The organism is Desulfovibrio simplex (genome assembly GCF_055387835.1).
Genome location: NZ_AP042377.1, coordinates 1,095,548 through 1,121,336 on the forward strand (window position 1 = coordinate 1,095,548; position 25,789 = coordinate 1,121,336).

Genomic DNA, 25,789 nt, shown 5'->3' on the forward strand with positions numbered 1-25,789 from the left:
GGCGATGGCGCGGCGCCGCCCCGACAAGGATGCCTATTTTGTCAATGGACGGCGCAGTTCCGCAGGTTTGGTGGCCTTGTCCATTGTGGCTTCCTGCGTGGGCGGTTCCGCCACTATGGGAATGGCCGGGTTGGCGTGGCAGGTGGGGGTTCCCGCCATCTGGTGGCTTATGTCGGGCTCGCTCGGGCTGGTTTTGCTGAGCCTTTTTCTGGCCCGCAAGGTGCGCCGCAGCGGGGCCATGACCATGCCGGAAATGCTCACCACGTTTTTGGGGGCTCCCAGCCGTTCTCTGGCATCTGTCATCATCGTCACGGCATGGCTCGCCATTCTTGCGGCGCAGTTCAGCGCATTGGCCACAATCATAGCCCCGCTGGCAAATATTGATAAAAACACGGCCATGTTCGTGGGGGCGGCTGTGCTGGTGGGGCATACGCTGGCTGGCGGCCAGGCCTCGGTAATGAAGACCGACATCTGGCAGTTCGGCATTTTGTTGCTTTCTCTCGCCATCGCGCTGCTGCTGGCTCTGCATCTTGGAGGTGGGCAGGCGCTTCTGGCTGTGCCTCTGGAAGTGTTCAATGCGCAGTTTCCCATTTCCAAACTGCGCTATTTCCTTCTTATTCTTGGCGGGAGCTATGTGGTCTGCCCCATGCTTTTCGGACGCATGCTTACGGCTCGTAACGAACGTGCGGCACGCAATGGCGGGCTCGCAGCAGCGGCAGGCCTCACTCTCACCGCGGCCTTGATTGTGGCTTTGGGCATTGCCTGCCGTGACCTTGTACCCGCCGGAACAGCGCCCGAACAGGTGTTGACCACAGCCTTGCTGACCCACCTGCCTTCATGGGCGGCCACACTCATTCTGCTCGGCATTTTCAGCGCCATTTTTTCCGCAGCGGATTCCTGCCTGATTACCGCCGCCTCGGTATGCAGTAACGACATTTTGCGCAAGCCCGGCGTGAAAACGTGCCGCCTGTGCCTGATCCTGCTTGGGATTATGGGGCTTGTCCTGGCGCTGCCGGGCAAAGGCATTCTTTCCCTGCTGCTTATGGCCAACGATATCTATGTGTGCGGCGTGGTGATTCCTGTTTTTATCGGCATGCTCCTGCATGGCAAGGTGCATTTTCGCCCCTGGAGAATGGCGCTGGCCATTGCGGGAGGGGGAGGGCTTGGACTCACAGCCGCGCTTACCGGCGTCAGCGACTGGAGCTTTGCTGGCCTGGCTTTTTCGCTGATCATGAGCCTTGCGGCTGCCCGCCGTTTTCCCCGCCCTGCGCGGACGGCGGCATCGGCACAGGCAGACCCCGGAATATGAGCCTTGTGGCAGTGGCGTCGGCCAGTTCCGCTATGTCCATAAGCTTTTCAAGCAGTTCAAGAAGGTAAAAACGGTCATGCTCGCAGCCGTCTTTGAAGTCTTGTTCCAATTGGCCTGATGTTATGTAGGCTTCCAGATTTTCCAGGTCTTTGACAGTCAGCATGGGCACTCCTTCGCGGCTTGTTTCAGTCTGGTCAGGCAACGTTCTGTGAGGGTATCAGCCAGGTTGAGCACTCGCTCTATTTCTTCTTTGGTGATAGAGTCAAAATGAATGCCGGCGGTCACACACACTGCGCAGTTGAGTTCATCCGCCAAACGGCGGGCCATGCGGGCAGCCAGCATGTCTTCGCGGTGCCCGGACAGGACAAGCAGACCATCGGTTTTTTCCCCATCCGCAGCAACAGTTGAAGGATGTGGGCTGGCAAGGGCGACAGCCCCGATATGGGCCTGGCCGCCACTGCATATGACCTGCAGATCCTGCCCTTGGCGCAGCACGCGCAGGGTGACGGCAAGTCTGCCGTGTTTTGCGGTCAGGCGCATGTGTTTCCTCACTAGACCAGATTAACTTTGAGAATGGATATTCTCAAAGTTTAAGACACGCATGCTTCGGCGCTTAACAGCGCAAATAAATTGCGCTTACGCCTTCGCTGCGGGCGCCTGCTCACGCAGTCGCCAGAGCAATTTCAAAGTGAAAATGCTCTAATGGTAGTAATCTTGGTTATGGCGGGGTCAACATAACGCAGGGGGCAGCCCCTTGCAAGCAGTGCAATGGAACCAGTTGATGATGTTTATGGCGTGACAACACGCAGTTGCTGATCAAGGTGTGTTTGCGACTGTAATGTGCGCTGATCTCTGTTACGTGTTTAACACTTGAGTGTTACATTGTTTTTTTACGAAAAATATCGTACTATCATTTCATTTAAAATAAACAGAAGAGAGCTGGACACGCAGATGAAAAACGCTCCTTCCGTCTGTCTTCTTCGGGTTGAAGCTCTTTGTGCCGATCGTAACATTATGAACTTAGAAAACCATATTTTGGAGCTGCTATGACTCTAGATCCCACCAAGCACCCTGACTGGAAAATCGCTCAAGATGCGGAAAGCCGCATGAAAACCATTGAGGTCCTGGCATCAGAGATGGGCCTTGAAGGCCCGGAATTGCTGCCCTACGGGCACTATATGGGCAAGGTTGAGCAACAGGCTGTGCTGCGTCGTCTGGAAAATCGCCCCAACGGCAAATACATTGATGTCACGGCCATCACGCCCACTCCTCTCGGTGAGGGAAAATCCACCACAACAATAGGTCTGGTGCAAGGCCTTGCCAGGCGCGGCCAGCGCTCTTCGGCGGCCATTCGTCAGCCCTCCGGCGGCCCCACTATGGGTATGAAGGGGTCTGCTGCCGGGGGCGGGCTGTCGCAATGCATCCCCCTGACGCCGTATTCCCTCAACTTTACGGGTGACCTTCACGCCGTGGGCGCTGCCCACAATCTGGGCATGACCGCGCTTACCGCCCGCATGCAGCATGAGCGCAACTATGATGACGCCACGCTTGAAAAGCTTTCAGGAATGGCCCGCCTGAATATCGACCCCACGCGTGTCAACACGGGCTGGGTTATGGATTTTTGCGTTCAGGCGCTGCGAAACATCATTATTGGCATTGAGGACGATGGACGCCGCAATGACGGCTTCATGATGCGTTCGCATTTTGACATCACCGTGGCTTCTGAAGTCATGTGCATTCTGTCCATAGCCCGCGACCTCGCCGACCTGCGTGAACGCATGGGGCGTATGGTCCTCGCGCACGACCGTAACGGCAAGCCTGTGACCACAAGCGACCTGGGCGTTGCCGGAGCCATGACCGCATGGCTTGTGGAAGCGGTGAAACCCAACCTTATCCAGACCATTGAAGGGCAGCCGGTATTTGTGCACACCGGGCCTTTTGCCAATATCGCCCTCGGGCAGAGTTCGGTCATTGCGGACAGGGTTGCCCTCAAGCTCAGTGACTACCATGTGACCGAATCAGGCTTCGCTTCTGAAATGGGCTATGAGAAGTTCTGGAACCTCAAGTGCCACTATAGTGGTCTTACTCCGGATGCGGCCGTGGTTGTGGCCACGGTGCGCGCGCTCAAAAATCATGGCGGCGCGCCGCAGCCCAAGCCCGGTCAGCCCCTTCCCGAGGCCTACACCCGTGAAGATGTGGGGCTTGTTGAGGCCGGTTGCGCCAATCTGCTGCACCATCTTGGCGTTGTTCGCCGGTCTGGCGTGCCCGCAGTGGTCTGCATCAACAAATTCCATACTGACACCAAGGCTGAAGTGGACGCCATACGCCGCATATGTGAACAGGCCGGAGCCCGCGTAGCCCTGTCCGAACATTGGGAAAAGGGCGGAAACGGCGCGCTTGAACTGGCTGACGCGGTTATGGACGCCTGCAAGGAAAAGAATGAATTCCGCCCGCTGTATGACTGGAAGCAGCCCATAGCCGCGCGTATTGAAAGTATCGCGCGTGAAGTTTACGGGGCTGACGGCGTGGAATTTGAGTCTCTTGCGTTACAGCGGCTCAAGAGCTTGCAGGAGCGCCCGGACGCCGACAATCTTGGCGTGTGCATGGTGAAAACCCAGTACTCCCTGTCTGACAACCCTGCACTCAAGGGTGTGCCCACAGGCTGGAAGCTGAACGTGCGCGATGTCCTCTTCTTCGGCGGTGCGGGGCTTGTGGCTCCTGTGGCTGGTGATATCAGCCTGATGCCTGGCACCGGGTCCAGACCCTCTTTCCGGAATATTGATGTTGATGTGGAAACCGGCAAGGTAACTGGCTTGTTCTAGCAAAAAAGTATAGGCTTTTAGCTTCATGTATGATCCGCCGTTAGTGTGCCGCTTGCCAGCTGTACGCTAACGGCGGAAATTTTTTGCCGAATGCCATTCGTTCGCGATAGAATATTTTTTTGTATGCAAGTTTATAAGCTTGCGTGTAAAATTGACATAGATGCAGGCAGAGTATAGCGTTGCATCGTACGAACTGAATGTTCAGACAAAATTGAGCGCGTTCGCCACAAAAACATCAATCAGCAGTGTGGCCGAAGTTGGCTCTGATTGCCGCATCTATGCCTTCTTACAGCATTTTTGTTTCCATACAACTGTATCCGGCTGTTTTTGTTCAGGCAGGTTCTGAAGAATTTTTTGCGCAGCCGTATATGTTCCACAAGAGAGCAACTCTCCCGTCCGGTTGTCAGTATGGTTACTGCATCGCCGATCCTGGCGACAGTCAGGCTCTTTTTATTTTGAAATTGTTCTGGCGACTGCCCGAACAGCCGCCCGCCGTGAAGGCACACGCAGTGCTTCAGCCGTGGCCGCGACGACGCGACTTGTTCCCGGCAAGTACTGCGGCCTTCATTGCCGTACGAAGCGCTTTGTCCCTAAAGCTCTGTGCCGCAACGGCAAAGTTCCTCGCTGCAATGACCGCTGCAACGACAATGCCGCTCGGTGGCTGCGCTGTGGATCGTGGTACCGTGTGTGTTTCAAGCCTTGCCAATGGATATTGTAAAAGCAAACCGCTCTTGGAGAAACTGCATGATAGCGTATATTCATGGCTTTAATTCCAGCCCTGCAAGCAATACTTTTGGCATGCTGCGCAAGTTTTTTCCTGACGCGCATGCGCTGGACTATCCTTCAAGCGGCTTTTTTCCTGAAAACCTGGCGCGTCTGCAAAAACAGGCGCGGGATATCAAAAACGCCTCATCTCCTTTTGTTCTTGTAGGCGCTTCCCTTGGCGGATTTTACGCATCCCAACTGTCGGCGCTGCTGCTTTGCAACTGCGTTCTTATCAACCCGGCAGTTCGGCCTGCCCAGTCATTGCGGCAATTTGTGGGGCCAAACACCTATTTTTACGGGGGCCAGCACTGGGAATTCACGCCCGAAATGTGCGACAGCTATTCCATTTTTGCCGATGTGCGCTCTGCTCCCGTCAAGCGCATGGTGGTTCTGGGGCTGGCCGACACCCTGCTGGACCCCGAAGAGGCCCGCGCCTACTGGAAAAATTACGCATATATTCATGAAACAAATGATGGTCATAGCCTGACGGCACTGGATGAGACTATTGTGCGCACGCTGCGCGATTGGCAACAGTAACGCACATATTAGGCCGCCTTGTAACACGTGGAGATACCATGCTTCATAAATTCATTGTGCACATCATTGCAGTGTGCATGCTTATAACAAGTCTTGCCGGCGCTGCTATCGCAGGTCCGGCATACCGTATTGCCGAACCCAGCCGACCTGAAGCCGACAGCTGGAAACGGGCGGACGGATTTTCCATAAGTTTTGAAGTCGATGTTGAACGCTGCAAAAAACAGTACGGATCGGACTGGTCGCGCCAGTGCTCCGGCCCGCCTGCCGGTCAGGAAGGCCGCCTGGTGGAAGGTGTGCGCATGACTCCGGCTGTGCCTGGGCAGTGGCGATGGAACTATGGTTCCACGATGTATTTTCAGCCAGAAACGTCATTGAATCCCCAGACCACGTACTCCATCTCGCTTGACAGAGTGCCATTGCCGTCACGGTTCGAGGTTAACCGTCAGGTTCGCTACACGACGCAGCCGCAGGCCGTAAGGCTAGGTAAGGAAACCTTCTGGATCGATCCGTCCCCCAAGGGGGCGCACGCCGTTTCTGTTCCGGTGTATTTTATGTGGCCGGTCAATCCCCAAAGTATGGAAGGGAGTATAACCCTGCGCCCCAGCGACGCGAAGAGCGGTCTGGCTCTTGGCGCTCCGCGTTTTGTATGGAACGAACGCCGTGATGAGGTTGTGGTCTCTGCCACTGTTACAAGCCTGCCCAGGGATAACGCTGCCGCCGTCATATCTGTTAAGGGCCTGCCGGGATTCATTGAAAAAAACAACATGCGCATGGTGAAAAGCTCTGGCGGCAAAGCGACCGGAAATACCGAGGCACTGCTTTATGTCACCGGGCGTGACCGCATTATGAACGTCAGTGATATCGGCGTGCGGGTCGCGTATGACAAGGGGTTGGACAAGGAATACCACCTGGTGGTGAAAACCAGCCTGCGTGTGCTGCCCTCAGAGGTGCTGCGCTACCTGGATGTCGTCCAGTTGCCGCGCACAATAACGCCAGAAGCAGGGCAGGAAGCCAATTGGGCAAAGATGCCCGCCATCAGCGCCGCGGACATCGCAAATGGTGAAAAGCTGCAGCCGCAATTGGTTCAGGCTGCTGATGAACCCACAGATCAGGTTGTACTGCGTGTAAAAGCCGCAAGCGGGCGGGGCCTGCTGGCCGCTGTGAAGCCCGGCCTCACGTCCACAGGCGGGCTCTCACTGTCTGATGTGCGCCGCTTTATTCTGACTGTTCCCGGCATGGGAGCGGAATTGTCTTTTTTGCAGCCCGGCAACATTCTTGCGCTCAGCGGAGATAAAAAGCTTGATATTTACGCTCTGGGCCTGACGGAAATCGACTGGCGCGCCGAGCGCGTGCGCGAACCCTTTATGGCTCTTTTGGCCAAGGACGGCAGCTTTGAAGAACCGGAAGCGGACTTTACGGTTCTGAGTGATATGGTTCAGGGGCATATCAATGTGCGCAAGGGCGAGCGTGGGGATATCCCCGGCCAGGCGTTTTTTGGCGTGCTGGATCTGGCCCCGCTGCTGCAAGGGCAGGGTGGTCTGCGGCACGGTCTTATGCGCATGGTGCTCACAGGGCGCAATGGCGACAAACAGGTGGCTGAGGCCGCACGCCTGCTGCTGGTCACCGACATGGGGCTCAGTGTGAAAACAGCTTCTGACGGCACCCGGGCGGTGTTTGTGCAGAACATTGCCACAGGCAAGCCCGTGTCCAACGCCGAGGTGCGCCTGCTGGGGGCCAACGGTCTGCCCGTTTGCAGCGCTGTGACCAATGCCCAGGGGCGTGCCGATCTGCCCTCCACGGTTGGACTTGAAAGGGAAAAACGCCCCGTGGCCCTTGTGGCCCTTGCGCCTGCCCAAGGCGGGGGACAGGACATGGCCTGGCTTTCTCTTGACGACAGCGCCCGTACCGTGGATTACAGCAATTTTTCCGTGTCGGGCCGCCATGCCGCCAGCAATGGCCTGAGCGCTTCGGTTTTCAGCCAGCGCGGATTATATCTGCCAGGGGAATCTCTGCACTTTGGCTGCGTGATACGCAGGTTTGACTGGCAGGCACTGCCCGAAAACCTGCCGCTGGAAGCCGTGCTGACAAGTCCTGCCGGAACGGAAGTCATGCGCCGCTCCTTTACTGTTGGCCCTGAAGGGCTTCAGAATTTTACCTGGACCAGTTCCGAAGACGCCGCCGTCGGACAATACCGCATGGATATCCGTCTTGCTTCGGACAAGCCCGGTTATGGCGGCCCGGTTCTGGGCAGCACCACCACGCGGGTAGAGGAATTTCAGCCCGACACCCTGGCCCTTGCCGCCAGTTTTGAATCCAGCGCGCCAAAGGGCTGGATACGTACTGGCGAAAACATGCCTCCCGCAATGGTGCTGGCACGGCTGGACAATCTTTATGGTGAGCCTGCCGCCAGCCACCGCATCCATACCGCCTTCCACGCGCGAAAAGGACTGCTGCGCTTTCCGGGGTATGAAGACTATGCCTTCTATGACGCCTTGTCCGGGAGCGTACAGGATCAGTACATGGACCTGCCCGACGTGTTCACCGACCCCAAGGGACTTGCCAAGCTGGCCTTGCCCCTGGGTAAACTGCACGGCAGCACCTTTTACGGCACCGTGCTGATTGAAGGCTTTGAACCCACAGGCGGCAGGGCCGTCACGCGCCAGCTGTCAGCCCTGTTTTCGCCGCTGGAGGTAGCCCTTGGCTACAAGCCCGAGGGACAGGCCAACAATCTGGATTACGTGCCGCAGAACGCCAAGGCTTCGTTGCGCTTTCTGGCCGTCAACAACGATCTTGCGCCTACCGCACTGCGTGATGCCGAGATCGTGTTTTCTGCCCGGCGCTATGTGAACAGCCTTGTTACGGATTCTCGCGGTGAATACCGATATGACGCCACCCCCGTTGATACGGAGATCACGCGCCAGACCGTCAGTCTTGACGCCAAGGGGCTGGTCTGGCCCCTGCCCACAGCCGAAGCGGGAGACTATCTGGTCACAGTCCGCCAGAACAACGGTCATGTGCTGGCTCTTGTTCCGTTTTCCGTTGCGGGCACGCGCCTTGCTGAACCTTCTGACCTTTCCACCCGTTCCCTGGCCAAGGGCAACCTGCGCCTGAAGCTTGAAAAGGAGCAGTACGCTCCTGGCGATACCATCAAAATGAGCCTTTCCACGCCGTATTCCGGCACAGGGCTCATAACCATTGAAAGAGAAAATGTGCTGACCCACGCATGGTTCACGGCTCAGGCCGGTGAAAGCGTGCAGGAAATACGCATTCCTGAGGGTTTTGAAGGCCGAGGCTACGTTAACGTGTCCTTTGTGCGGTCCCTTGGTTCTGAAGCTATATACATGAATCCCCATTCCTTTGGCGTCGCGCCCTTTACCGCTGGCGTCAGCCAGAGAAATATGGGGCTGAAGCTCAATGCCCCCGCTCGTGTGCTGCCCGGTGAAAAAATCACTGTCCGTGTAAGCTCGCGGGTGCCGGGCAAAGCCCTGCTTTTTGCTGTGGACGAAGGCGTGTTGCAGCTTACCGGCTTTACCACGCCCGATCCCCTGAATGATCTTTTGAACGACCGGGCTCTTGATGTCGCCACCATGCAGGCCTTTGACCTGCTCATGCCCGACCATGCGCGCCTGCAGGGCCGTATCCCCGGATTTGGCGGCGACATGGCGGGAGCGGGCGGTCGTTTTATCAATCCCTTCAAACGGCGCGGCGAACCTCCTTTTGCCTTCTGGCAGGAACTGGCGGCCGTCAATGCGGATGGGACGGATGTTACCCTTGCCATTCCCGAATATGTGAGCGGCCGCATCAGGATAATGGCCGTCGGAAGCAGCGTCGCACAAGGTGGAGCCTCCACGGCCGGAAATGCGCAAACCAGCACTGAAGTACGTGGAACGCTCATCCTGAAACCCCTTCTGCCCCTGGCTGTCGCACCGGGCGACGAGTTTGACGGAGCTTTGGTTATCGCCAATACCGTCGAAGGCAGCGGCAAGGATGCCAGGGTTGCCATAAAGATGGAGAGCGGCCCCGAACTGGTGTTCCTGAGCGGCCAGAATCCGCTTCCGCTTGCAATCAATGAAAATGGCGAGGCTGTGGTACGTTTTCGCATGCGTGCGCAGGACAGCCTGGGTTCGGCGGACGTGCGTTTTACCGCCAGCCTTGAAGGCAAGGGCAAGGCCGGGAGCGTTCGCAACCAGAGCCTTTCTGTGCGTCCTCCCGCGCCTCGCGTGCGCACCGAGCAGGTCGTGCCCCTCAAGGACAGTATGAACGTATCTGTGAACAGAGACGTCTATCCGTATGAAGCGCAGGGACAGGCAAGCGTATCGGCGCTCCCCCTGCTTGGCCTGCGTTCCTTGCTGGACCGGCTGGATACCTACCCCTATGGCTGCACCGAGCAGCTCATCAGCCGGGCGATGCCCTATGTCTCTTTGCTGGGCAATCCCGCTTTGCGCGAAAAGGTTCTGCTTGATCCCAAGGCATCACCAGAAACACTGGCAAAGCGCGGCAATGCCGTCATCAGCGCCGCTCTTGCCATCATACGCAGCAACTTTTCCTACTATGAAGGGGTTAGCCTCTGGCCTTCAGCGCCAGCCAATGATTTTGTGACAGCCTATGCGGGAGATTTTCTGCTTACGCTGCGCGAAAGCGGGGTAGCCGTGCCCGAGGGGCTGACCCGCAACATCCTCGATACTCTGGAAAGCACAGTGCGCAGCGCCCCGGTAGATATCGACGATGGCCGCGTCAAGGTCTATGGCGCATGGGTTCTTTTGCGCGACGGGCGCATAATGACCCAGGAAGTTGAAAGGCTCGAGCAATGGTTCAGGGAAAACACCAATGGCTGGGACAGAGAGCTTGTGGCGGTGCTTCTGGCAGACTGCTACAAGATGCTGCGCATGGAGCGCCGCGCCCAGCAGCGCATGCCTGTGACGTTTACTGCGGTTACCACAGACAACATGCTGGATGAAGGAGCTGCCAGGGCGCTTCATGCCGCAGTCATACTGCGTCATTTTCCGGAGCGCCGCAAAGAGGTCAACGTCGCGGCCCTGCTTGATGCAGCGTTCAATACCACAGCCACAACTGTTGATATGGGGCTTTTGTCCCGCGCTCTGATAATGCTGGCTGAAAAAAATGCGCCTGCGCCTGTGGGCATTGAATTGACCTGCACCCGCTATGGTCAGGACTTTGCGCCTGCTGCTGGCAAGGCCGAACTGCTTGGCTCTGTTCTTGAACTGAACGCGCCCGGCTGCCTTGAGTATGGCGTGAAGCTGCCCAAGGGCGACTCTGGCTGGAATCTTCACACCGCAACTGAAGGCTTTGAGCGCAAACCGCTGTCTGCCGCTGCCAACGGGCTTGAATTGCAGCGGCGTTATCTCAATCACAGTGGCGAGGCCGTGACCAGCGCCAAACTTGGCGAGGTGCTCACTGTGGAACTGACTGTGCGCTCTGCCGATGAATACAGCAATGTGGTTCTGGTAGACCTGCTGCCTGGCGGTCTGGAGCCTGTGCTTGAAAAAAGCGGCAAGGAACCCCAGCAGGGGCTTATCCGTCATGAACGGCGTGAAGACCGGGGCATTTTCTTTGTAAATTCCGGTCTTGCCCCCCGTGCTTTTACCTACAAGGTACGCGCGGCCACCAGAGGACGCTTTGTATTGCCTTCGGCAACGGCGGAAGCCATGTACGAGCCTGCCATCAATGCCCGTCTTGGCGGTGGGCAAATGATCGTTGACTAGGCACGGACGTTGAACGGAAAAGCGGGGCAATGTGCCGGATCCGAAAACCGGCCCGGTCATTGCCCTGCTTTTCCTGTTGGTCGGAATGTAAAAAACACAATTTTACACGTAAATTGCTCTGGCGGCTGTGAGAGACGCCGCAATTCATTTCCATCTGCCCGTGCAGACGTAACAACAAAAACTAATCATTTTATCAGTATGGCAGAAAAAATAGCAACAGAGTCCCCGCAGGCCGAGTCCGGCCGTGAAGGTGCGGACAGCGCGCTGTGTGCTGTCCTGCGCAAGGGGCGCTGGTGGTTTTTGCTGCCTGTTGCTTTGCTGACTCTGTTTATGCTCTGGCTGCAACTGGCGCCGTGTCGGCATCCTCTGGAAGACGTCAGTTTTTCCCGTGTGGTGCGCGACAGCAAAGGCGGGCTTATGCGCCTGAGTCTGTCAAAAGATCAAAAGTATCGTGTATACACACGCCTTGCTGATATTCCCCCGGCAGCGGTGGACGCTGTGCTGCGCTATGAAGATCGCTATTACTGGCATCACCCTGGAGTCAACGCGCTGGCGTTGGCCAGGGCGGGCTACGGGCTTCTGACCGGTAAGCGTCTCATGGGAGGGTCAACCATCACCATGCAGGTGGCGCGCCTTACCTATGGGCTGGAAACAGGAAAAATCGGAGCCAAACTGCGTCAGATCCTTCTGGCTGTGCAACTGAACTGGAAGTTCAGCAAGGAGGAAATCCTTGAGGCCTATTTCAACCTTGCCCCATATGGGGGCAATGTTGAAGGTCTCGGCGCGGCTGCCGTTGTCTATTTTCACAAGACTCCAGAGGAATTGACGCCGGGGGAGAGCATGTCCCTCATGCTGGTGCCGCAAAATCCCGTTCAACGGCGTCCTGCGCAGGATAATCCGCATTTCACCGCAGCTTTGCACAGGCTGGATGCTGCATGGCATGGTCGTAAAGAACACGCTCCGCTCCGCGTGTTCGGAGTGGGTGATCTGCCTTTTGCCTCTCCACATCTGAGTACGGAGCTTTTGCAGCAGCCACAAGGCGGCAACCTGTTGCGCACGACCATAGACCCTGCCAGCCAGAAAAAAATTGAACGTCATTTGCGCCTCTTCATGGCCCGGCAGCGCGCCTATGGGCTGACCAACGGCGCTGCGCTGCTGGTGCACTGGCCCAGCATGGAGGTGCGCGCTCTTGCCGGTTCCGCTGACTTTTTTGAAGACGGCATCATGGGGCAAGTGGACGGCACCCGCGCGCGTCGTTCGCCAGGTTCCACGCTCAAGCCTTTTATATACGCCCTGGCCCTGGATCAGGGGCTGATCCATCCCCTGACGCTGCTGGCCGATACGCCGCGCAGCTTCTCGGGCTATGACCCGGAGAATTATGACGGAAGCTTTCGCGGCCCCATAGGGGCGGCGGACGCCTTGAGAAGCAGTCGTAACGTGCCAGCCATAGCGCTGGCGGCACGATTGAAAAACCCAAATTTTTACGGATTCTTGCGCAGCTCTGGCGTTGCGTTTTTATCAGATGAAAATTATTACGGACTCAGCCTTGTGCTTGGCGGGGCGGAAGTGAGCATGCGTGAGTTGGCTGGTCTGTACGCCATGCTGGCCAACAAGGGCGTATGGCGGCCCCTGCGTTTTTTGCATGATACAGGCCGAGAAGATGCCGCATTGCCCCTGCTGTCGCCGGAAGCCGCATTTGTCACCCTTTCCATGCTGGAAGACGGCGACCCGGATCGGCAGCTTCGTTCACAACGCGGCGCAACGCTTCCGCTTCGCCTTAAAACAGGCACGTCCAACGGTTTTCGCGATGCCTGGGCCGTAGGCATCGTGGGGCCCTATGTGCTGGTGGTCTGGCTGGGAAATTTCGACAACAGGCCGAACCCGCTTCTTGTGGGGGCCATTTCAGCGGTGCCGCTGTTCACGCAAATAGCGCGTGAACTGGCTGCCTCCGAACCGATGCAGGACCATTTTTCCGAACCGGCGCACGGCCTGAATGTGGAACGTATTGAAGTTTGCGCGGCCACGGGCGACCTTGATACTTCGTTGTGCGCGGACACGGCAAAAACCTGGTTCATCCCCGGTGTTTCGCCTCTTGCGGCATCAGGAGTGTTCCGCTCCATACTCGTGGATAAAACCACCGGGCAGCGGGCCTGCATGCCGCAGGAAGGCCGCACGGAAGTGCAGACATGGGAATTCTGGCCCACGGATCTCGCACAGATGTTTGCCCGCGCGGGCATGCCCAAGCCGGAACCGCCGCCATTTGCACCCGAATGCGGAGGCAGGGAAGTCGCATCGGGCAATGCCCCTCGAATTGTCCAGCCCAAGGACGGGTTGGTGTACAGGCTGAGTCTGAGCGACAAGGGAAATGAAAAACTGGCGTTTATTGCTCATGCCGAGGCTGGCGTCAAATATCTGCACTGGTTCGTCAACGGAAGTTATCTTGGCAGCAGGGCTCCTGGCGAAATCCTTTTGTGGCAGGCAGTGCCAGGCGACGCCGAAGTCCGTGTGGTGGATGATGCCGGGCGGGCGAGTCAGAAACGTCTGCGCGTCCGCGTCACGCAGTAGCAGGCAGAGTACCGTGAAGGAGCGCCGTCGCAAGGTGCTTTTTGAAATGCTTTTGGGGGAGGAGACCCTTTTGCAAAAGGGTCTCCTCCCCCACGCCCCCACCCCCTAGACCAGATTAACTTTGAGAATGGACATTCTCAAAGTTTAAGACACGCATGCTTCGGCGCTTAACAGCGCAAATAAATAGCGGTGCTGTCTTCGCGGCAGCCGTTGCCCGCAGGGCTTACGGATGGCGACAGCGATTGTATGGGGCAAGCCGTGTCGTTACGCGTGCTGTCTTCAAGCGTAGTTTCCTGCGTCACAACGCTTGAAGCATCCGTAAGCCCTGCGGGCGCGTTAGCCGTTGCAGCGTCAGCGGCTTACGGATAATGACAGCGACGCTTTGGGTAAGATTTTTGCGTAACTCATTGCCGTCTTTATCCGTAGCTTCCTGCGTCACAACGGCTAAAGCAACGGCTGAAGCTGCGCTTACGCCTTCGCTGCGGGCGCCTGCTCACGCAGTCGCCAGAGCAATTTCAAAGTGAAAATGCTCTAAAACTCTTGTTATGTTTCAGTATGGCATAAAGAGTTTTCTGCTCTGAAGCGGGGGTTCCAGAGTCCTTGTCTTCCAGGCATTACACCATCTCAAAATGCTTCTGTGCAAGCCGTAACAGCAAGGTATTTCATAATGAAATTGCTCCAGGTCGCCTGTTTGTGATGCCGTCATGCTGCCAGCAAGGCTGTACTTATCGCGCGGACGGCTGCTGGGGGCGGCGCACAAAGTAGCCGACCATGCCCAGAACGCAGGCTGGCGCTATCCAGCCAAGACCGGCAGCACTGAAGGGGAGGTGCGGGGTGATCACCAGGGGCAGGCCGTACTCTTCCAGAACGTTGAGGCCGCTGGCGAGAAGGGCTCCTGCCGTGGCGAACCTGAAAATGTTGTCATTGGCGATATGTTTGTCGAAAAGCGAAAGCACAATGACCACAAGGGTGCCGGGATAGAGAAAGGTCAGGATGGGCGCTGCAAAGGCAATGATATTGTCCAGGCCGAAGTTGGAGACAACCATGCTGAAAAGGCCGGTGCCGATCACAATGGTTCTGTAGCTGAGCCGTCCCTTGCTGAACTGGGAGATGAAGGTTCCTGTTGTTCCGATAAGCGCCACAGACGTGGCCATGCAGGAAACCGTGACAATGACGGCCAGCAGAACCGTGCTTGCGCGGCCAAAAAGCCTGCCCACAAGGTTGGTGACCAGGGTCCCTTTTTCCATATCCACAGGATAATAGGTAGAGCCAGTAGCCCCCAGATAGCACAGCCCGAAATAGATGACAAAAAGCAGAGCGCCGGCAACCAGACTGGCAATGCCCACGGAGAGGGCTTTCTGGCTGCCTGTCTCATAACCCTTGTTTTTCAGGGCGGTGACAATAATAAGGCCGTAGACCAGCGCCGCCATGACATCAAGGGTCTGATAGCCGGAAAGAATGCTGTGCCACGCCACGTTGTCATCGCGCACCGCATCGCTGATGGGGCCAATGGGCATATACAGGGCGGCTGCCACAATAAGCAGAAAACCGCCGATCTTGATGGGGGAAAGGTAGCGTGCAATGACGTCCACCATGTTGGATTCCCTGAATGCCAGCATGGTGGATATGCCAAAAAATGCCAGAGAATAAAGGGCTTTTGCTGAACTTATGCCCTTGGAGGAATACCCCAGAGGTGAAAAGGAGATGGCAAAGGCTGTAGCCCCGGTACGGGGTATGGCAAGAAGGGGGCCAATGCAAAGGATGATGGCGCACATCATGAGCATTGCCGCCGTGCTTCCAAGGCGGTGCATGATGCCTTCTTTTTTGTCTATGCAGGAAGAAGCCAGCATGGCGTAAATGGCCAGAAAGGCCAGTCCCACGTCAGCCATGTAGTAACAGAGAAATCCCAGGAACCACTCCGGCCCTGCCGTCAGCCCTATATATGGGGGAAATACCACATTCCCTGCGCCAAAGAGCATTGAAAACAGCGCTGCGCCAACAATTATGGAGTCGCGGACAAGAGATGGTTTCATTATGTGAACTCACAGGCTTATGCCAAAATGGCGCGCGTCGGGCGCGCGCACTTCTGGACGCAGGTTACGGTTTGAGCAATTGCGCCTTGAGAGTGCTCTTGCGGATGCGTGAGCAGCGCTCGCCGCAAAAGCGTACGCGCGGTTTGCCGCGCTGTTAAGCGTCGAAGCGGGCGAGTCGAAAAGATTGGAATGTCTCTTCTCAAGGTTGTCCCGCTCCGGACGAGCGGTTGTCGCGCGACGCTGCGCGCCTGGGAATGGGCAGAGCCAGAGATAGCAGAAGTCGCAGCAGCATGCCAGCGCTCATTTTATGAAACAGGCTGCCTAACGTACGATTTATGGCTTGAAAAAGCGCCCGCAGAACCGTTTTACGGAACACTGCGGGCGCTTTGTGCTTGTGGCGCGCTTGCCGTGAAAGGCTATGCACGGTTCATTGGCGCTGTTGAGGAGCGCCGTAACAAGTATATTATGAGCGTTGAGAACCTATCTCCCTAAAGTTTATCTCTTATTGGCTCAGGCGTTAGGCGCTGGCCAGAATGTGGAAGCCTTGCGACCCTCATGGTCCAAAGCCCAGCCGGCGAACCAGCCCACCAGCGAACAAGCCAGGCCCACAAAGAAGGGAGGAACAAGCGCAGCCTGCATTCCCAAAACAGGAGTGGGGGAAACGGCCTTGTTGGCCAGCAGATACCAGAGCAGACATGAGGTAAAGCCGAAACCGCAGCTCATGCACGCGGCAAGGGAACTGCGCTTGCCAAAACGCACCAGCGCCACATAGCTGATAAGCACGGTCGCGCCTACTATGCTCCAGCTGGTGGTGCACAAGAGCGCGATAAGCTGTCCCTTGATCTGGGCGCTGCCGCCGGAAACGGCAACACAAAAGACAATGCCCAGAAACCAGGAAAACCTGGTTGCAGGCTTGCCCGGCAAATCTTCGGCAATGGCTGACACCGCAATATGATACAGGGCGGTAGCCGTCGACAGGGAGGCAGACACAATGGCCAGAACAAAAACCTGAAGCCCGGCGTTGGGCAGAAGCATTTTTACAAGATGGGGAACAACCTCGTCGGCCGAAGCAATTTCTGGCAGGATAATGCGCGAAAGGGCCGCCACAAAATAGGTTCCGCCCACAAGCACGGTAAGCACGAGCATGGCCAGCGGGGTGATGCGGTTGATCTGGCGCGGGGAATGGAGCGCGAAGTGTCGCTGCATCATCTGGGGTTGCGACCACACCGCCACAGATGTGACCATGACAAGAGAGAGAACAAACCAGCCTTGTTCACCCATAGAAAGCGCGAGAAACCCTTCATTGGCCCGTGCCGTGGGAGCAAGTTTGGCCAGTTGCGCAATGCCTTCAAGCGGGCCGCCCACCTTGTTAAGCACAGCCCAGATAAGCAGGACAATGCCCACCAGCATGACAATGCCCTGCATGGCCTCGGTGTAGAGGACGCCGCGCAAACCGCCGATAAAAACCACAACGCCAACGACCGCTGCCGCGATCCAGACCAATGCCCATACGGGGATGGGCAAGATCTGGGCAAGCATGAGCGCCGCCCCTTTAATGACCGCCGAAGCGTAGACGCCAAGAAAAATGGCGAATATCAGCGCAAGAGCCTTGCCAAGCATTGGGCTTTTGTGCCCCTTGGCAAGAAGTTGCGTGGGCGTCCTGGCCTGCAGGTTGCGCTGGCAGATCCTGGTCGGCCATGCCAGGTAACGGTAGACGAACCATGTTCCCAGCCATACGTTGCCGGCAGCCACCAGCAGCATCTGCATGCCGTACAGATATGAAAGTCCGCCGAAGCCCACCAGGGCAACGGCGGAAATGTAGGTCGCCACATAGGCCAAAGCCTGAATGACAAAACCCACACGGCCCGTGGCCATGGCGTCATGCCCTTGTCCCTTGCGCGCAAGCCAGATGAAAGCCGCGATGTAACCGAGCCAGATGAGAGCGTCGCCCAGCATGTCTATCCCCTTTGAGTCTGGCGCACCAGGTTGATGAGCGCCAGAAAAAAGGAGCCGACCAGTAATGCCATTGCGATGAGTACTGCGATATCCATCAACTGTAGCGTTGAAATCAGGTCCATGAGCCCTCCGGCAGATAAAAAAGCGCAGAATCAAAAAAGCCGCCGACCCCTTTGGTCGGCGGCTATGTTGCCTGAATCAGCAAAAAGGCCATAACTCCGCGATCCTGGGGTCAGTGTATGACTCCGGTAAAATAATATCGAAATTCGCGGATGGCACTTAGTAATTTCATGGATGAGATCTACATTTTCTTCATGCTGCTGTCAATAAAACCTTACAGCGGGAAATAGCAATACGCCTTTTAAGCTTTTATGGATCTGGCCACGAAATCAAGCACATCCTTGTACAGGGAGGGCATGGCGTAAGGGGTGAGCACGCGGGTACGGTTGGCGCCGACCATCAAGGAAATGATGACCTGCGCCGTGGAACTGCTGTCAACCGTAACAAGGCTGCCATCCTCGATGCCGCGCGCAATGACCCTTTCCAGTTCCTGATGCACCTGAGAAAACATGGAGTCCATGATGTCGCGGTCAGTCTTGGTTTTCATGTCGCTGTAAGGTGAACAGCGCACCAGAACCAGCCAGTTGGAGTCCTTGTCGATGGAAAAATCAAGATAGGCTTTGCAAAAACGCATGACGCCATCAAAACCAGAATCGGCCTCGGCTGTGGCCTGACGCAGCCTTTTTAGAAAATGCTCCAGTACATCCAGCCCACATGCCAGAAAGAGCTTTTCTTTGTTGCCGTAATGATGGGTTAGCAAGCCTAACGCAACTCCGGCCCTGTCTGAAATCTTTTTGAATGTGGTTTCCACATAGCCACATTCGCCAAACAAATCCTTGGCCGCCTGAAGTAATGATTCTTTTTTACTTTTGTTCATCATAGTTTTCGCGGGCACCGGTTGAATGGTCATACATCAATTTTACTACTACTTTAGCAAGTTAGCTGTAATTGTGCGTAAAGTCAATACTGAACTAAACGTCCGTGAGTCCTTGGGGCGTCTCAGTACTCAGTTGCGCTTGCCGCGCCGGAAAGCGTTTTGCGCATAATCACCCAACCGTTCGAGCCTTCTGTCCACAAGATCATACAGACTGCCGCGCGAGAAGCCGCCATTTTTCAGCCGACGTCCGGCGGCAATTCCTGTAAGCAGCAACAGGGCTTCTTCAATCCGCCGCACGGCATAAATACTGAACTGTTTATTTTCGACAGCCTTGAGCACTTCGGGCGAAAGCATGAGGTGGTCAACATTATCATTGGGTATGATGACGCCCTGCGTGCCCGTAAGCCCATGCCTTGCGCAAACCTTGTAAAAACCTTCAATTTTTCTGGTGACTCCCCCCACGGCCATTATTTGCCCCGAATGGCTGACCGCGCCTGTAAAGGCCAGGTCAAGGCGCACCGGCACCTCGGCCAGCGCCGAGAGCAAGGCCACAAGTTCCGCGCCTGAGGCGGAATCGCCTTCAATGCCCGCGTAGCTTTGCTCAAAATACAGCGAGCCGGAAAGCACAAGAGGTTTTTTGCGGGCAAAAAGGTCGGTCAGACAGCTTTTAAGAATCATCATGGCCTTGGTGTGGATAGGCCCGCCCAATTCTGCCTCGCGCTCAAGGTCAATAATGCCCTCGTGCCCCACGCCCACAGTGCAGGAAATGCAATGGGGCAGACCGAATTCGAAATCCCCGTGCAGGGTGACTGAAAGTCCGTTGACCTGTCCAATGGCGGAACCGGAGGTACGAACCTTGATCATCTCGCGGTCGTATTCCTCCATAAAGATTTCTTCCACAAGGTTGGCGCGGTACGTTCGCGCCGTGTAGGCTTCCTCCAGAATGGGCGCTGTGATGATCTCCTTTCCGCGCATATTGGCGAGGGCAGAGGCTTCAATCATCAGTTCCCGCAGCAGGGGAAACTTGAGCGAAAGGCGGCACTGGTCTTCACACAGGTGAGAGCCCAGGTCCACAAGCCAGGCAAGAGCCGTGCGGTCAAAGGGCGGCAGTTCACAGCCCTGAATGATATGCGCCACATTGCTGAGATAATGTCGGATGTTGGTCGCGTTGCGGTCCGCTTCGTCGGCCATATGCGCCTTGATGCGAAAAAGCTTGGGAAAGCGGTCGTCGTTGACAAGCAGGCCTTCGTACAGCTCTTCGCCGCCAATGAGCACGACTTTCAGGTCCAGAGGCAGCGGGTCGGGGGTAAGGCCCTTGGTGCGGATGGCGGTATCCGGAGCCTCGCCCGAATCCTCGATGCGGGCCTGGTTGGAGCGCAGCGCGCGCAACAGGCCTTCCCAGGCGGTGGGGTGCTGCAACAGGTCTTCAACATGGAGGACAAGAAAGCCGCCGTTGGCTTTATGCAGGCTTCCCGCGCGGATGAGCGTAAAATCTGTCACCAGCGCGCCCATTTCCGATTCCCGCTCTACGCAGCCAAGCAGGTTCACGGCAGTGGGGTGGTCGTCCACCACAATGGGCGCGCCCTGCTGGTCGCTGTTGTCAACCAGCAGGTTGACCGCATAGCGATACAGCACACTGTCCGCGCCTGGTGCGCCATGGACCTCGCCGCCAAGTGAGGGCGGCACGCCGTCCCTTTGCAGAAAAGCGTCGGTATTCTTCAGCATGTCTTCGCGCAGGCTGGCAAAATAGCTGGTCAAACCTTCGTTGGCGCAGGCCTTGAGGGTTCGTTGCTCAAGAGGGGCAAGCAGGGTGTCGAGCACCTGCCCCATGGCTTCGCGCTCCAGCCCGCGTTCATCGTCCTGAAAGCTTTCTTCAGCCTTGTTCAGCTGACGCATGAAGCCAGCCATGGACTGCACCAGATTGTCGCCCCGGCTTTTAAGTTTCAAGCGGATTGTGCTGTCGAGATTGTCGAACTCCTCTTCATTCAGGCGCTTGCCTTCAACCAGAGGATAAAGGGTCAACCCGCCGTTCTCATCCATGTCAAGGTTGAAGCCCTTGTCCACGGCAACGGAGTTCATTTTACGCAAAAGCCCCATGCGTGCCGTCTGAAACTTGTCCACAAGCTTGGCGCGGCGCTTCACATAGGCACTGGCTTCAAAGCGGCGGGGCAGTTCCTTGACTATGGCGTCCACCTGTTCTTTAAGGCTTTGCTTGAGCTTTTTGCCTTGCCCCGCTGGCAGGGCGAAAAGCAGCGGCCGGTCTGGGTCGGCGAAATTGTGCACGTAGATGACATCCGGCGGTGTGGGCGCTTTGCGCGCCTGCGGCCGCAGGTAGTTGAGCAGCATGTGCGTACGCCCGAGATCTGTTTCGCCGGAGAGATATACATGGTAGCCGCGAGCCCTGATCTGCAAAGCGAGGTCCAGAGCCTGCATGGCACGCGGCTGGAAGGGGTTTTTCCGGCCGTTGCGCTGGGGAGGAATACCACGGCTGTCATCCCAGAGGATACGGGCCGGGTCCAGCGTGGCATGCAGCCTGGAACCGGACAAAGGTGAGATTTTAGACATATTTATCTGATATACCTATGACTGTCGGTAAAGTTTTTCAAGAATGGCGCGGCCGCCCTGGTCAAGAATTTCATTGGCAAGCTCAAAACCCCATTGTCGGGCCTGAGAAGTATGGCCCTGCTTTTTCATCCTGAGGATGCGGCTTCCGTCCACTTCGGCCACCAGGCCCTCCAGACAAAGCGTGTCGTCATCAAGCAAGCGCGCGTGCCCGGCTATGGGCACCTGGCATCCGCCTTCAAGGCCAGCCAGAAAACCCCGTTCAGCTTCGACGCATACACGGGTGGGGGTGTCTTCCAGTTGCGCCAGGAGGGCAAAAAGCTCGTAATCATCTTCACGGCATTCAATACCCAGGGCGCCCTGCCCGACAGCAGGAAGAAAAGCCTGCGGGTCGAGCGAATGCATGCAGGGGGCTGTCAGTCCCAGCCGATTCAGACCAGCGGAGGCCAGAACAATGGCATCGTAGACGCCGTCCCGCAGCTTACGCAGCCGCGTGTCAACATTGCCGCGCAAGCTCTCGATGCGCAGATCGGGCCTCTGAGCCAGAAGCTGCGCCTGTCGGCGCAGGCTGCTGGTGCCCACACAGGCATTTTGCGGCAATGCGGCCACAGAATTGTACTTGCAGGAAAGCAGGCAGTCGGTGGGATTTTCGCGCGGGGGAACGCAGCCAAGCAGAAGCCCCTGGGGCAGCTCCATGGGCACGTCCTTCATGCTGTGCACGGCAAGGTCAGCCTCGCCGTTGAGCAGGGCCTCTTCGATTTCCTTTACAAAAAGACCTTTACCGCCCACCTTGGCCAAAGGAACATCAAGGATGATATCACCCTTGGTTTTGATGACGTTCAACTGAATCTCAAGCTCTGGCGCAATGTCCTGAAGACAGCTTTTGATATGTTCAGCCTGCCAGAGGGCCAGGCGGCTGCCGCGTGTGGCGATTGTGAGGGTGCTGCGCATGCCTTTCACCGCCTAATGGCCACAGCTTGCACAGTTGCCGCCGGAACAGCCGGCGCAGCCGCCGCCACTGCCGGAAGATGGCGCGTAATCGCCGCCATGAGCGCCGCCGCCGTGATGGGCGCAGCAAGACATGAGCTTATGCGTTGCGTCAGAGCCGCAATACGGGCAGGCCGGAGCCTCATCGCCGTAAACCAGTTCTTCAAATTTTCTGTCGCATTTTTCGCAACTGTACTCATAGATGGGCATGATCAATCCTCTTTTACAGTATCCGCGTGCAGATAGGGCGTCAGGGCCGCCACATTTTCAAAAAGATAATGGTCTGTGAGCTGGCATAGCAGATGCCCGGCCGTAATATGAATTTCCTGGATCAGTGGCGTATGCGGGCTCGGCACATCCAGCAGCATGTGGCACAAAGAGGCCATTTTTCCTCCGCCGCGTCCCGTGAGCCCGAGGGTGCGCATGCCCGCGTTTCGCGCGGCCTCAAGGGCCGCCACCACGTTGGGGCTGTTGCCAGAGGTGGAGATGCCCACCAGAATATCGCCCTTGCGCCCCAGCGCTTCTACCTGGCGGGAAAAAATCTGGTTGAAGTCCAGATCATTGCCTATGGCCGTGAGCGCGGACGTATCAGTTGTGAGCGCAATGGCCGGCAGGGCGGGCCTGTCAATCAGGAAGCGGTTTACAAATTCCGCAGCCAGGTGTTGGGCGTCAGCCGCACTTCCGCCGTTGCCACAAAGTAAAATTTTTCCACCCCTGGCCAGGCAGACCGCAAATTGCAGCGCCGTGTCACGCAGATTGACGGCCTGCTCAGAAAAAAAGCTTTCCCTAAGTCGGGCGCCATCGCGTGCATGGGCGGCAATGATGTCAAGTGCGCTGTCATTCATGGGTGATACGGCCTGTTGGGTTTGTGGCGTGGAAGATTCTGTTCATATGATAAAGCGCCTGCCCTGACAAGCAAGGTGCGGGCTTGCGATAAAAGCCTTGATAACGTAAATTATTGACTTATGCAAAATCAACACAAATGCCACGTCCTTTTGGTTTGCAAAGCCCGCCATGACCGCGCTGCAGAGCTGGGCAAAGAAATATGCGTGTGGCTGAAAGAGCAGGGGCATCAGGCGGATGTCATAGAGGCCGGGCAAGCCTCATCTTTCTATCCTGCCGATGCTCTTGATTTTGTGGTGGTGCTTGGCGGTGATGGCACCATGCTGGGGGTTGCGCGCCGTCTTGTGGGGCGTAACGTTCCTGTGTTGGGCATCAATTTTGGCCGCGTGGGCTTTCTTACTGACGCCCAGCCGGAAAACTGGCGTGAAAAGCTGGAAGAGTGCCTGCAGGGTCATGAGCGCGTTCGCTCCTGCATGGCGCTACGCTGGTCCCTTGCCCGTAACAGTATGGCACTTGCCGAAGGCGCGGCCATCAACGACGTTGTCGTGAGCCGCGGTTCCCTGTCGCGCCTGGTCTGCCTTGATATATGGGCTGACGGGCATCGCATGGGCTCTCTGCGCAGCGACGGCGTCATTCTGTGTACGCCCGTAGGCAGTTCTGGCTACAGCGTTTCGGCGGGTGGCGCACTTTTGTATCCATCAATGGATGCCATTGGCTTCACGCCGGTCTGTCCTTTCCTCAATACCATATCTCCCATGGTTTTTCCCGGAACCACGGATATTCAGCTTCAGATATTGCGCGGCTCCACCGACTGTTACCTGACGGTTGACGGGCAGGAGGGGCAGAAGCTGGAACAGGGCGACATCCTGAACGTTTCGGGCTGGTCTGGCGCTGTGCAGTTTCTTGGTGAAGGCGCTTCTTTTTTTGAACGTCTGCGCAGCCGTGGTTTTGTGTTACAGGGGGCGGCGGGTAGCTGCATGGGGGACAGTCAATGAACAAAGGGCTCGTCCCCATGAAGGTCCGGGATGTCCGTCTGGGGAATAATGTCCGCTTTGACGCATGGCTGTACAGCATGCTGATGGACAACAATATTGCGTACCGCATGAACCCGGACCTCATAGCGAGCCCGGAACAGATGTCCTTCATGGTGCACCTCGCCCCTGACCAGGTGTATCTGCCGTGCTCGGACGCCACGTTTTCCATGCTGTGCGCCACGACCCCCTCTGTGGAACTGCGCAATCAATATAATCGTTCCTGGCGCATCATCATGCGGCTGGTACGCTCGTTTGTGCCCGACAAAGCGCAGCGCAGGCGTATTTTGCAGTTTTGCCGCTATCGATTTTCGCAGTACATAGCGCAGCATACCCTTATTCCATCGAGACTGGTCAAAAGGATGACCAGCCTTGTGCTGGCGCAGGGGCACATGCTGGACGATCCGTGGGAAGACAGGCGACGGGAATCAACGGCGCAACAGCTTGAACTGCTTGCCATGCCGGAGGTTATCGCCAATCTTGAAGCCATGCCCAAGGGGCCGACGCCATCGGGCATTTCTGAAGCGCGCCGCCGCATGGATTATGCGGAAGTGACGCGTCTGCTCTGTCTTTCGGCCATGTCGCGCGACTGGCTTGAAAGTACGCTCTCCAGCGAAGAAATATGCAGGGCAATGGATGAGGCTTATACGGCCTGTGAAGGACTGCGCCTCTATTTTGAGGCCAGCGCCGGGCGGTCTGGCACCGTGCTTCTTCTCTGCGACGCTGACGGGGGCACCCTTTTTGATCTTGTGATGGTTCAAAGCCTCATCCGCATGGGACATAGGGTTATTTTTGCAGTCAAATCGGGGTTTTATTTTTACGCGCCCACACTGGAAGATGTGGAAACCGACCCATCACTCAAGCCGTGGCTGCGCGGAGGCATTGTTTTGCGTCAGGACAAGCTGAGCAAGAATGACCTGCTGCGCTATTTGCGGGAGCATCGCCTTGTGGTGATCGGCGATGGCACGCGCGAAAGGCTCAACCTGTACCGCGTCTCGGTGACGTTTTCCCGCGCCTGGAAGGAGGCAGACCTTATCCTCGGCAAAGGCTGGCGTGCCGCCGATGTCCTGCTTGGCACCAGCCAGGACTTCACGCGCGACATCATCTGCTACTGGCGGGACGCCAATGGTTTTCACATCAAGCTGCGCAAACACGCCCGCGAGGCCCGCAAATTCAGCGAAGAGGCCATTGCCACCCAGGCGGAAAACATCATTGCGAACATGCGCGAGGCCAAGGACCAGGGGCGGACCGTTATGTTCTACAGTTGCGTCATTGGCAGCATTCCTGGTGAAACATCCACGGCAATCAGCCTGGTACACGCCTTTGTGGACAATTTGCGCAAAAAAATGGATAATATCCTGATAATCAACCCCGCTGAGCACTTCATTGAAGGCATGGACGGGGATGACCTCATGTACATGTGGGAGCGCGTCCAACGGAGCGGTCTCATAGATGTATGGCGCTTTCAAACATTTGAAGATATTGAGGAAAGTTTTGCTCTTCTGGGGCGCAAGGTGCCCCCGCAATGGTCCGGAAAGGATGCGACGTATTCCACCGGCTGCACCAAGGAAATGCGCATCGCTCTGGATGTGCAAGGCAAAAACCGTGAAATGCAGATCATTGGTCCGGAAGCCAGGCTTTTTTTCCGCAGGGGAGAGTATGGCGTGGGCAAGTACTTTGACGCGAGCATTCCTCATCAGAGCTGATCACCTAAGAGGG

General features: G+C 56.8%; 18 protein-coding genes. 8 read left to right on the plus strand and 10 right to left on the minus strand.

Annotated elements, in window-relative coordinates:
* Positions 1-4 precede the first annotated feature (4 nt).
* Positions 5-1,309 (plus strand): sodium:solute symporter family protein, encoded by a 1,305-nt coding sequence (locus ACZ5DH_RS04490; RefSeq protein WP_464255942.1) that lies wholly within the window; start codon positions 5-7, stop codon positions 1,307-1,309.
* Here ACZ5DH_RS04490 and ACZ5DH_RS04495 read toward each other — a convergent pair.
* Together ACZ5DH_RS04495 and lpdD are read right to left on the minus strand one after the other, a co-directional pair.
* The gene (locus ACZ5DH_RS04495) at positions 1,230-1,472 is read right to left on the minus strand and encodes a hypothetical protein (RefSeq protein ID WP_464255943.1); all 243 of its coding nucleotides are present in this window, start codon (positions 1,470-1,472) and stop codon (positions 1,230-1,232) included. The genes ACZ5DH_RS04490 and ACZ5DH_RS04495 overlap by 80 nt on opposite strands.
* The gene (gene lpdD, locus ACZ5DH_RS04500) at positions 1,466-1,849 is read right to left on the minus strand and encodes a prenylated flavin chaperone LpdD (RefSeq protein WP_464255944.1); all 384 of its coding nucleotides are present in this window, start codon (positions 1,847-1,849) and stop codon (positions 1,466-1,468) included. The genes ACZ5DH_RS04495 and lpdD overlap by 7 nt, the downstream gene beginning before the upstream one ends.
* Before the next feature lie 506 nt (positions 1,850-2,355).
* On the opposite strand from lpdD, the gene ACZ5DH_RS04505 reads away from it, so the two are divergent.
* The 5 genes from ACZ5DH_RS04505 (at position 2,356) to pbpC (ending at position 13,721) form a co-directional block, all read left to right on the plus strand.
* Entirely contained in the window at positions 2,356-4,131 is a 1,776-nt protein-coding gene (locus tag ACZ5DH_RS04505; RefSeq protein ID WP_464255945.1) for a formate--tetrahydrofolate ligase, read from the plus strand.
* A gap of 257 nt (positions 4,132-4,388) precedes the next feature.
* Positions 4,389-4,901, plus strand: coding sequence for a hypothetical protein (locus tag ACZ5DH_RS04510; RefSeq protein WP_464255947.1), 513 nt, complete (start codon positions 4,389-4,391; stop codon positions 4,899-4,901).
* Complete coding sequence (locus ACZ5DH_RS04515) at positions 4,876-5,433, plus strand: YqiA/YcfP family alpha/beta fold hydrolase (RefSeq protein WP_464255948.1); 558 nt, start codon at positions 4,876-4,878, stop codon at positions 5,431-5,433. Before ACZ5DH_RS04510 ends, ACZ5DH_RS04515 begins: the two co-directional genes overlap by 26 nt.
* Positions 5,434-5,471: 38 nt before the next feature.
* Positions 5,472-11,156, plus strand: a complete 5,685-nt coding sequence (locus ACZ5DH_RS04520) for an alpha-2-macroglobulin family protein (RefSeq protein ID WP_464255949.1) — start codon at positions 5,472-5,474, stop codon at positions 11,154-11,156.
* A gap of 198 nt (positions 11,157-11,354) precedes the next feature.
* Positions 11,355-13,721, plus strand: coding sequence for a penicillin-binding protein 1C (pbpC, locus tag ACZ5DH_RS04525; RefSeq protein WP_464255950.1), 2,367 nt, complete (start codon positions 11,355-11,357; stop codon positions 13,719-13,721).
* 167 nt (positions 13,722-13,888) lie between these two features.
* Here pbpC and ACZ5DH_RS04530 read toward each other — a convergent pair whose 3' ends face one another.
* The 8 genes from ACZ5DH_RS04530 to ACZ5DH_RS04565 form a co-directional block, all read right to left on the minus strand.
* Positions 13,889-14,023: a hypothetical protein gene (locus tag ACZ5DH_RS04530; protein ID WP_464255807.1), complete on the minus strand. Its 135-nt coding sequence runs from the start codon at positions 14,021-14,023 to the stop codon at positions 13,889-13,891.
* Positions 14,024-14,446: 423 nt separating this feature from the next.
* On the minus strand, positions 14,447-15,754 hold the full coding sequence (gene brnQ, locus ACZ5DH_RS04535; RefSeq protein ID WP_464255951.1) for a branched-chain amino acid transport system II carrier protein: 1,308 nt from the start codon (positions 15,752-15,754) through the stop codon (positions 14,447-14,449).
* A 510-nt stretch (positions 15,755-16,264) separates the two neighbouring features.
* Entirely contained in the window at positions 16,265-17,710 is a 1,446-nt protein-coding gene (locus ACZ5DH_RS04540; protein ID WP_464255952.1) for a sodium:solute symporter family protein, read from the minus strand.
* Positions 17,711-18,071: 361 nt separating this feature from the next.
* Complete coding sequence (locus ACZ5DH_RS04545) at positions 18,072-18,647, minus strand: TetR/AcrR family transcriptional regulator (RefSeq protein ID WP_464256502.1); 576 nt, start codon at positions 18,645-18,647, stop codon at positions 18,072-18,074.
* A 129-nt stretch (positions 18,648-18,776) separates the two neighbouring features.
* On the minus strand, positions 18,777-21,212 hold the full coding sequence (locus ACZ5DH_RS04550) for a Lon protease family protein (RefSeq protein WP_464255953.1): 2,436 nt from the start codon (positions 21,210-21,212) through the stop codon (positions 18,777-18,779).
* A 15-nt stretch (positions 21,213-21,227) separates the two neighbouring features.
* Positions 21,228-22,160: a hydroxymethylbilane synthase gene (gene hemC, locus ACZ5DH_RS04555; RefSeq protein ID WP_464255954.1), complete on the minus strand. Its 933-nt coding sequence runs from the start codon at positions 22,158-22,160 to the stop codon at positions 21,228-21,230.
* 12 nt (positions 22,161-22,172) lie between these two features.
* Positions 22,173-22,406: an FmdB family zinc ribbon protein gene (locus ACZ5DH_RS04560; protein ID WP_464255955.1), complete on the minus strand. Its 234-nt coding sequence runs from the start codon at positions 22,404-22,406 to the stop codon at positions 22,173-22,175.
* Positions 22,407-22,408: 2 nt separating this feature from the next.
* Complete coding sequence (locus tag ACZ5DH_RS04565) at positions 22,409-23,041, minus strand: D-sedoheptulose 7-phosphate isomerase (RefSeq protein WP_464255956.1); 633 nt, start codon at positions 23,039-23,041, stop codon at positions 22,409-22,411.
* 204 nt (positions 23,042-23,245) lie between these two features.
* On the opposite strand from ACZ5DH_RS04565, the gene ACZ5DH_RS04570 reads away from it, so the two are divergent.
* Entirely contained in the window at positions 23,246-24,034 is a 789-nt protein-coding gene (locus tag ACZ5DH_RS04570; protein ID WP_464255957.1) for an NAD(+)/NADH kinase, read from the plus strand.
* Positions 24,031-25,776 (plus strand): ARMT1-like domain-containing protein, encoded by a 1,746-nt coding sequence (locus tag ACZ5DH_RS04575; RefSeq protein WP_464255958.1) that lies wholly within the window; start codon positions 24,031-24,033, stop codon positions 25,774-25,776. Before ACZ5DH_RS04570 ends, ACZ5DH_RS04575 begins: the two co-directional genes overlap by 4 nt.
* The last annotated feature ends 13 nt before the right edge of the window (positions 25,777-25,789 follow it).

Coding starts and splice junctions, on each gene's coding strand:
- ACZ5DH_RS04490 (WP_464255942.1), top strand. CDS start 5: ATGGCGCGGCGCCGCCCCGACAAGGATGCCTATTTTGTCAATGGACGG.
- ACZ5DH_RS04495 (WP_464255943.1), bottom strand. CDS start 1,472: ATGCTGACTGTCAAAGACCTGGAAAATCTGGAAGCCTACATAACATCA.
- lpdD (WP_464255944.1), bottom strand. CDS start 1,849: ATGCGCCTGACCGCAAAACACGGCAGACTTGCCGTCACCCTGCGCGTG.
- ACZ5DH_RS04505 (WP_464255945.1), top strand. CDS start 2,356: ATGACTCTAGATCCCACCAAGCACCCTGACTGGAAAATCGCTCAAGAT.
- ACZ5DH_RS04515 (WP_464255948.1), top strand. CDS start 4,876: ATGATAGCGTATATTCATGGCTTTAATTCCAGCCCTGCAAGCAATACT.
- ACZ5DH_RS04520 (WP_464255949.1), top strand. CDS start 5,472: ATGCTTCATAAATTCATTGTGCACATCATTGCAGTGTGCATGCTTATA.
- pbpC (WP_464255950.1), top strand. CDS start 11,355: ATGGCAGAAAAAATAGCAACAGAGTCCCCGCAGGCCGAGTCCGGCCGT.
- brnQ (WP_464255951.1), bottom strand. CDS start 15,754: ATGAAACCATCTCTTGTCCGCGACTCCATAATTGTTGGCGCAGCGCTG.
- ACZ5DH_RS04540 (WP_464255952.1), bottom strand. CDS start 17,710: ATGCTGGGCGACGCTCTCATCTGGCTCGGTTACATCGCGGCTTTCATC.
- ACZ5DH_RS04545 (WP_464256502.1), bottom strand. CDS start 18,647: ATGAACAAAAGTAAAAAAGAATCATTACTTCAGGCGGCCAAGGATTTG.
- ACZ5DH_RS04550 (WP_464255953.1), bottom strand. CDS start 21,212: ATGTCTAAAATCTCACCTTTGTCCGGTTCCAGGCTGCATGCCACGCTG.
- hemC (WP_464255954.1), bottom strand. CDS start 22,160: ATGCGCAGCACCCTCACAATCGCCACACGCGGCAGCCGCCTGGCCCTC.
- ACZ5DH_RS04560 (WP_464255955.1), bottom strand. CDS start 22,406: ATGCCCATCTATGAGTACAGTTGCGAAAAATGCGACAGAAAATTTGAA.
- ACZ5DH_RS04565 (WP_464255956.1), bottom strand. CDS start 23,041: ATGAATGACAGCGCACTTGACATCATTGCCGCCCATGCACGCGATGGC.
- ACZ5DH_RS04575 (WP_464255958.1), top strand. CDS start 24,031: ATGAACAAAGGGCTCGTCCCCATGAAGGTCCGGGATGTCCGTCTGGGG.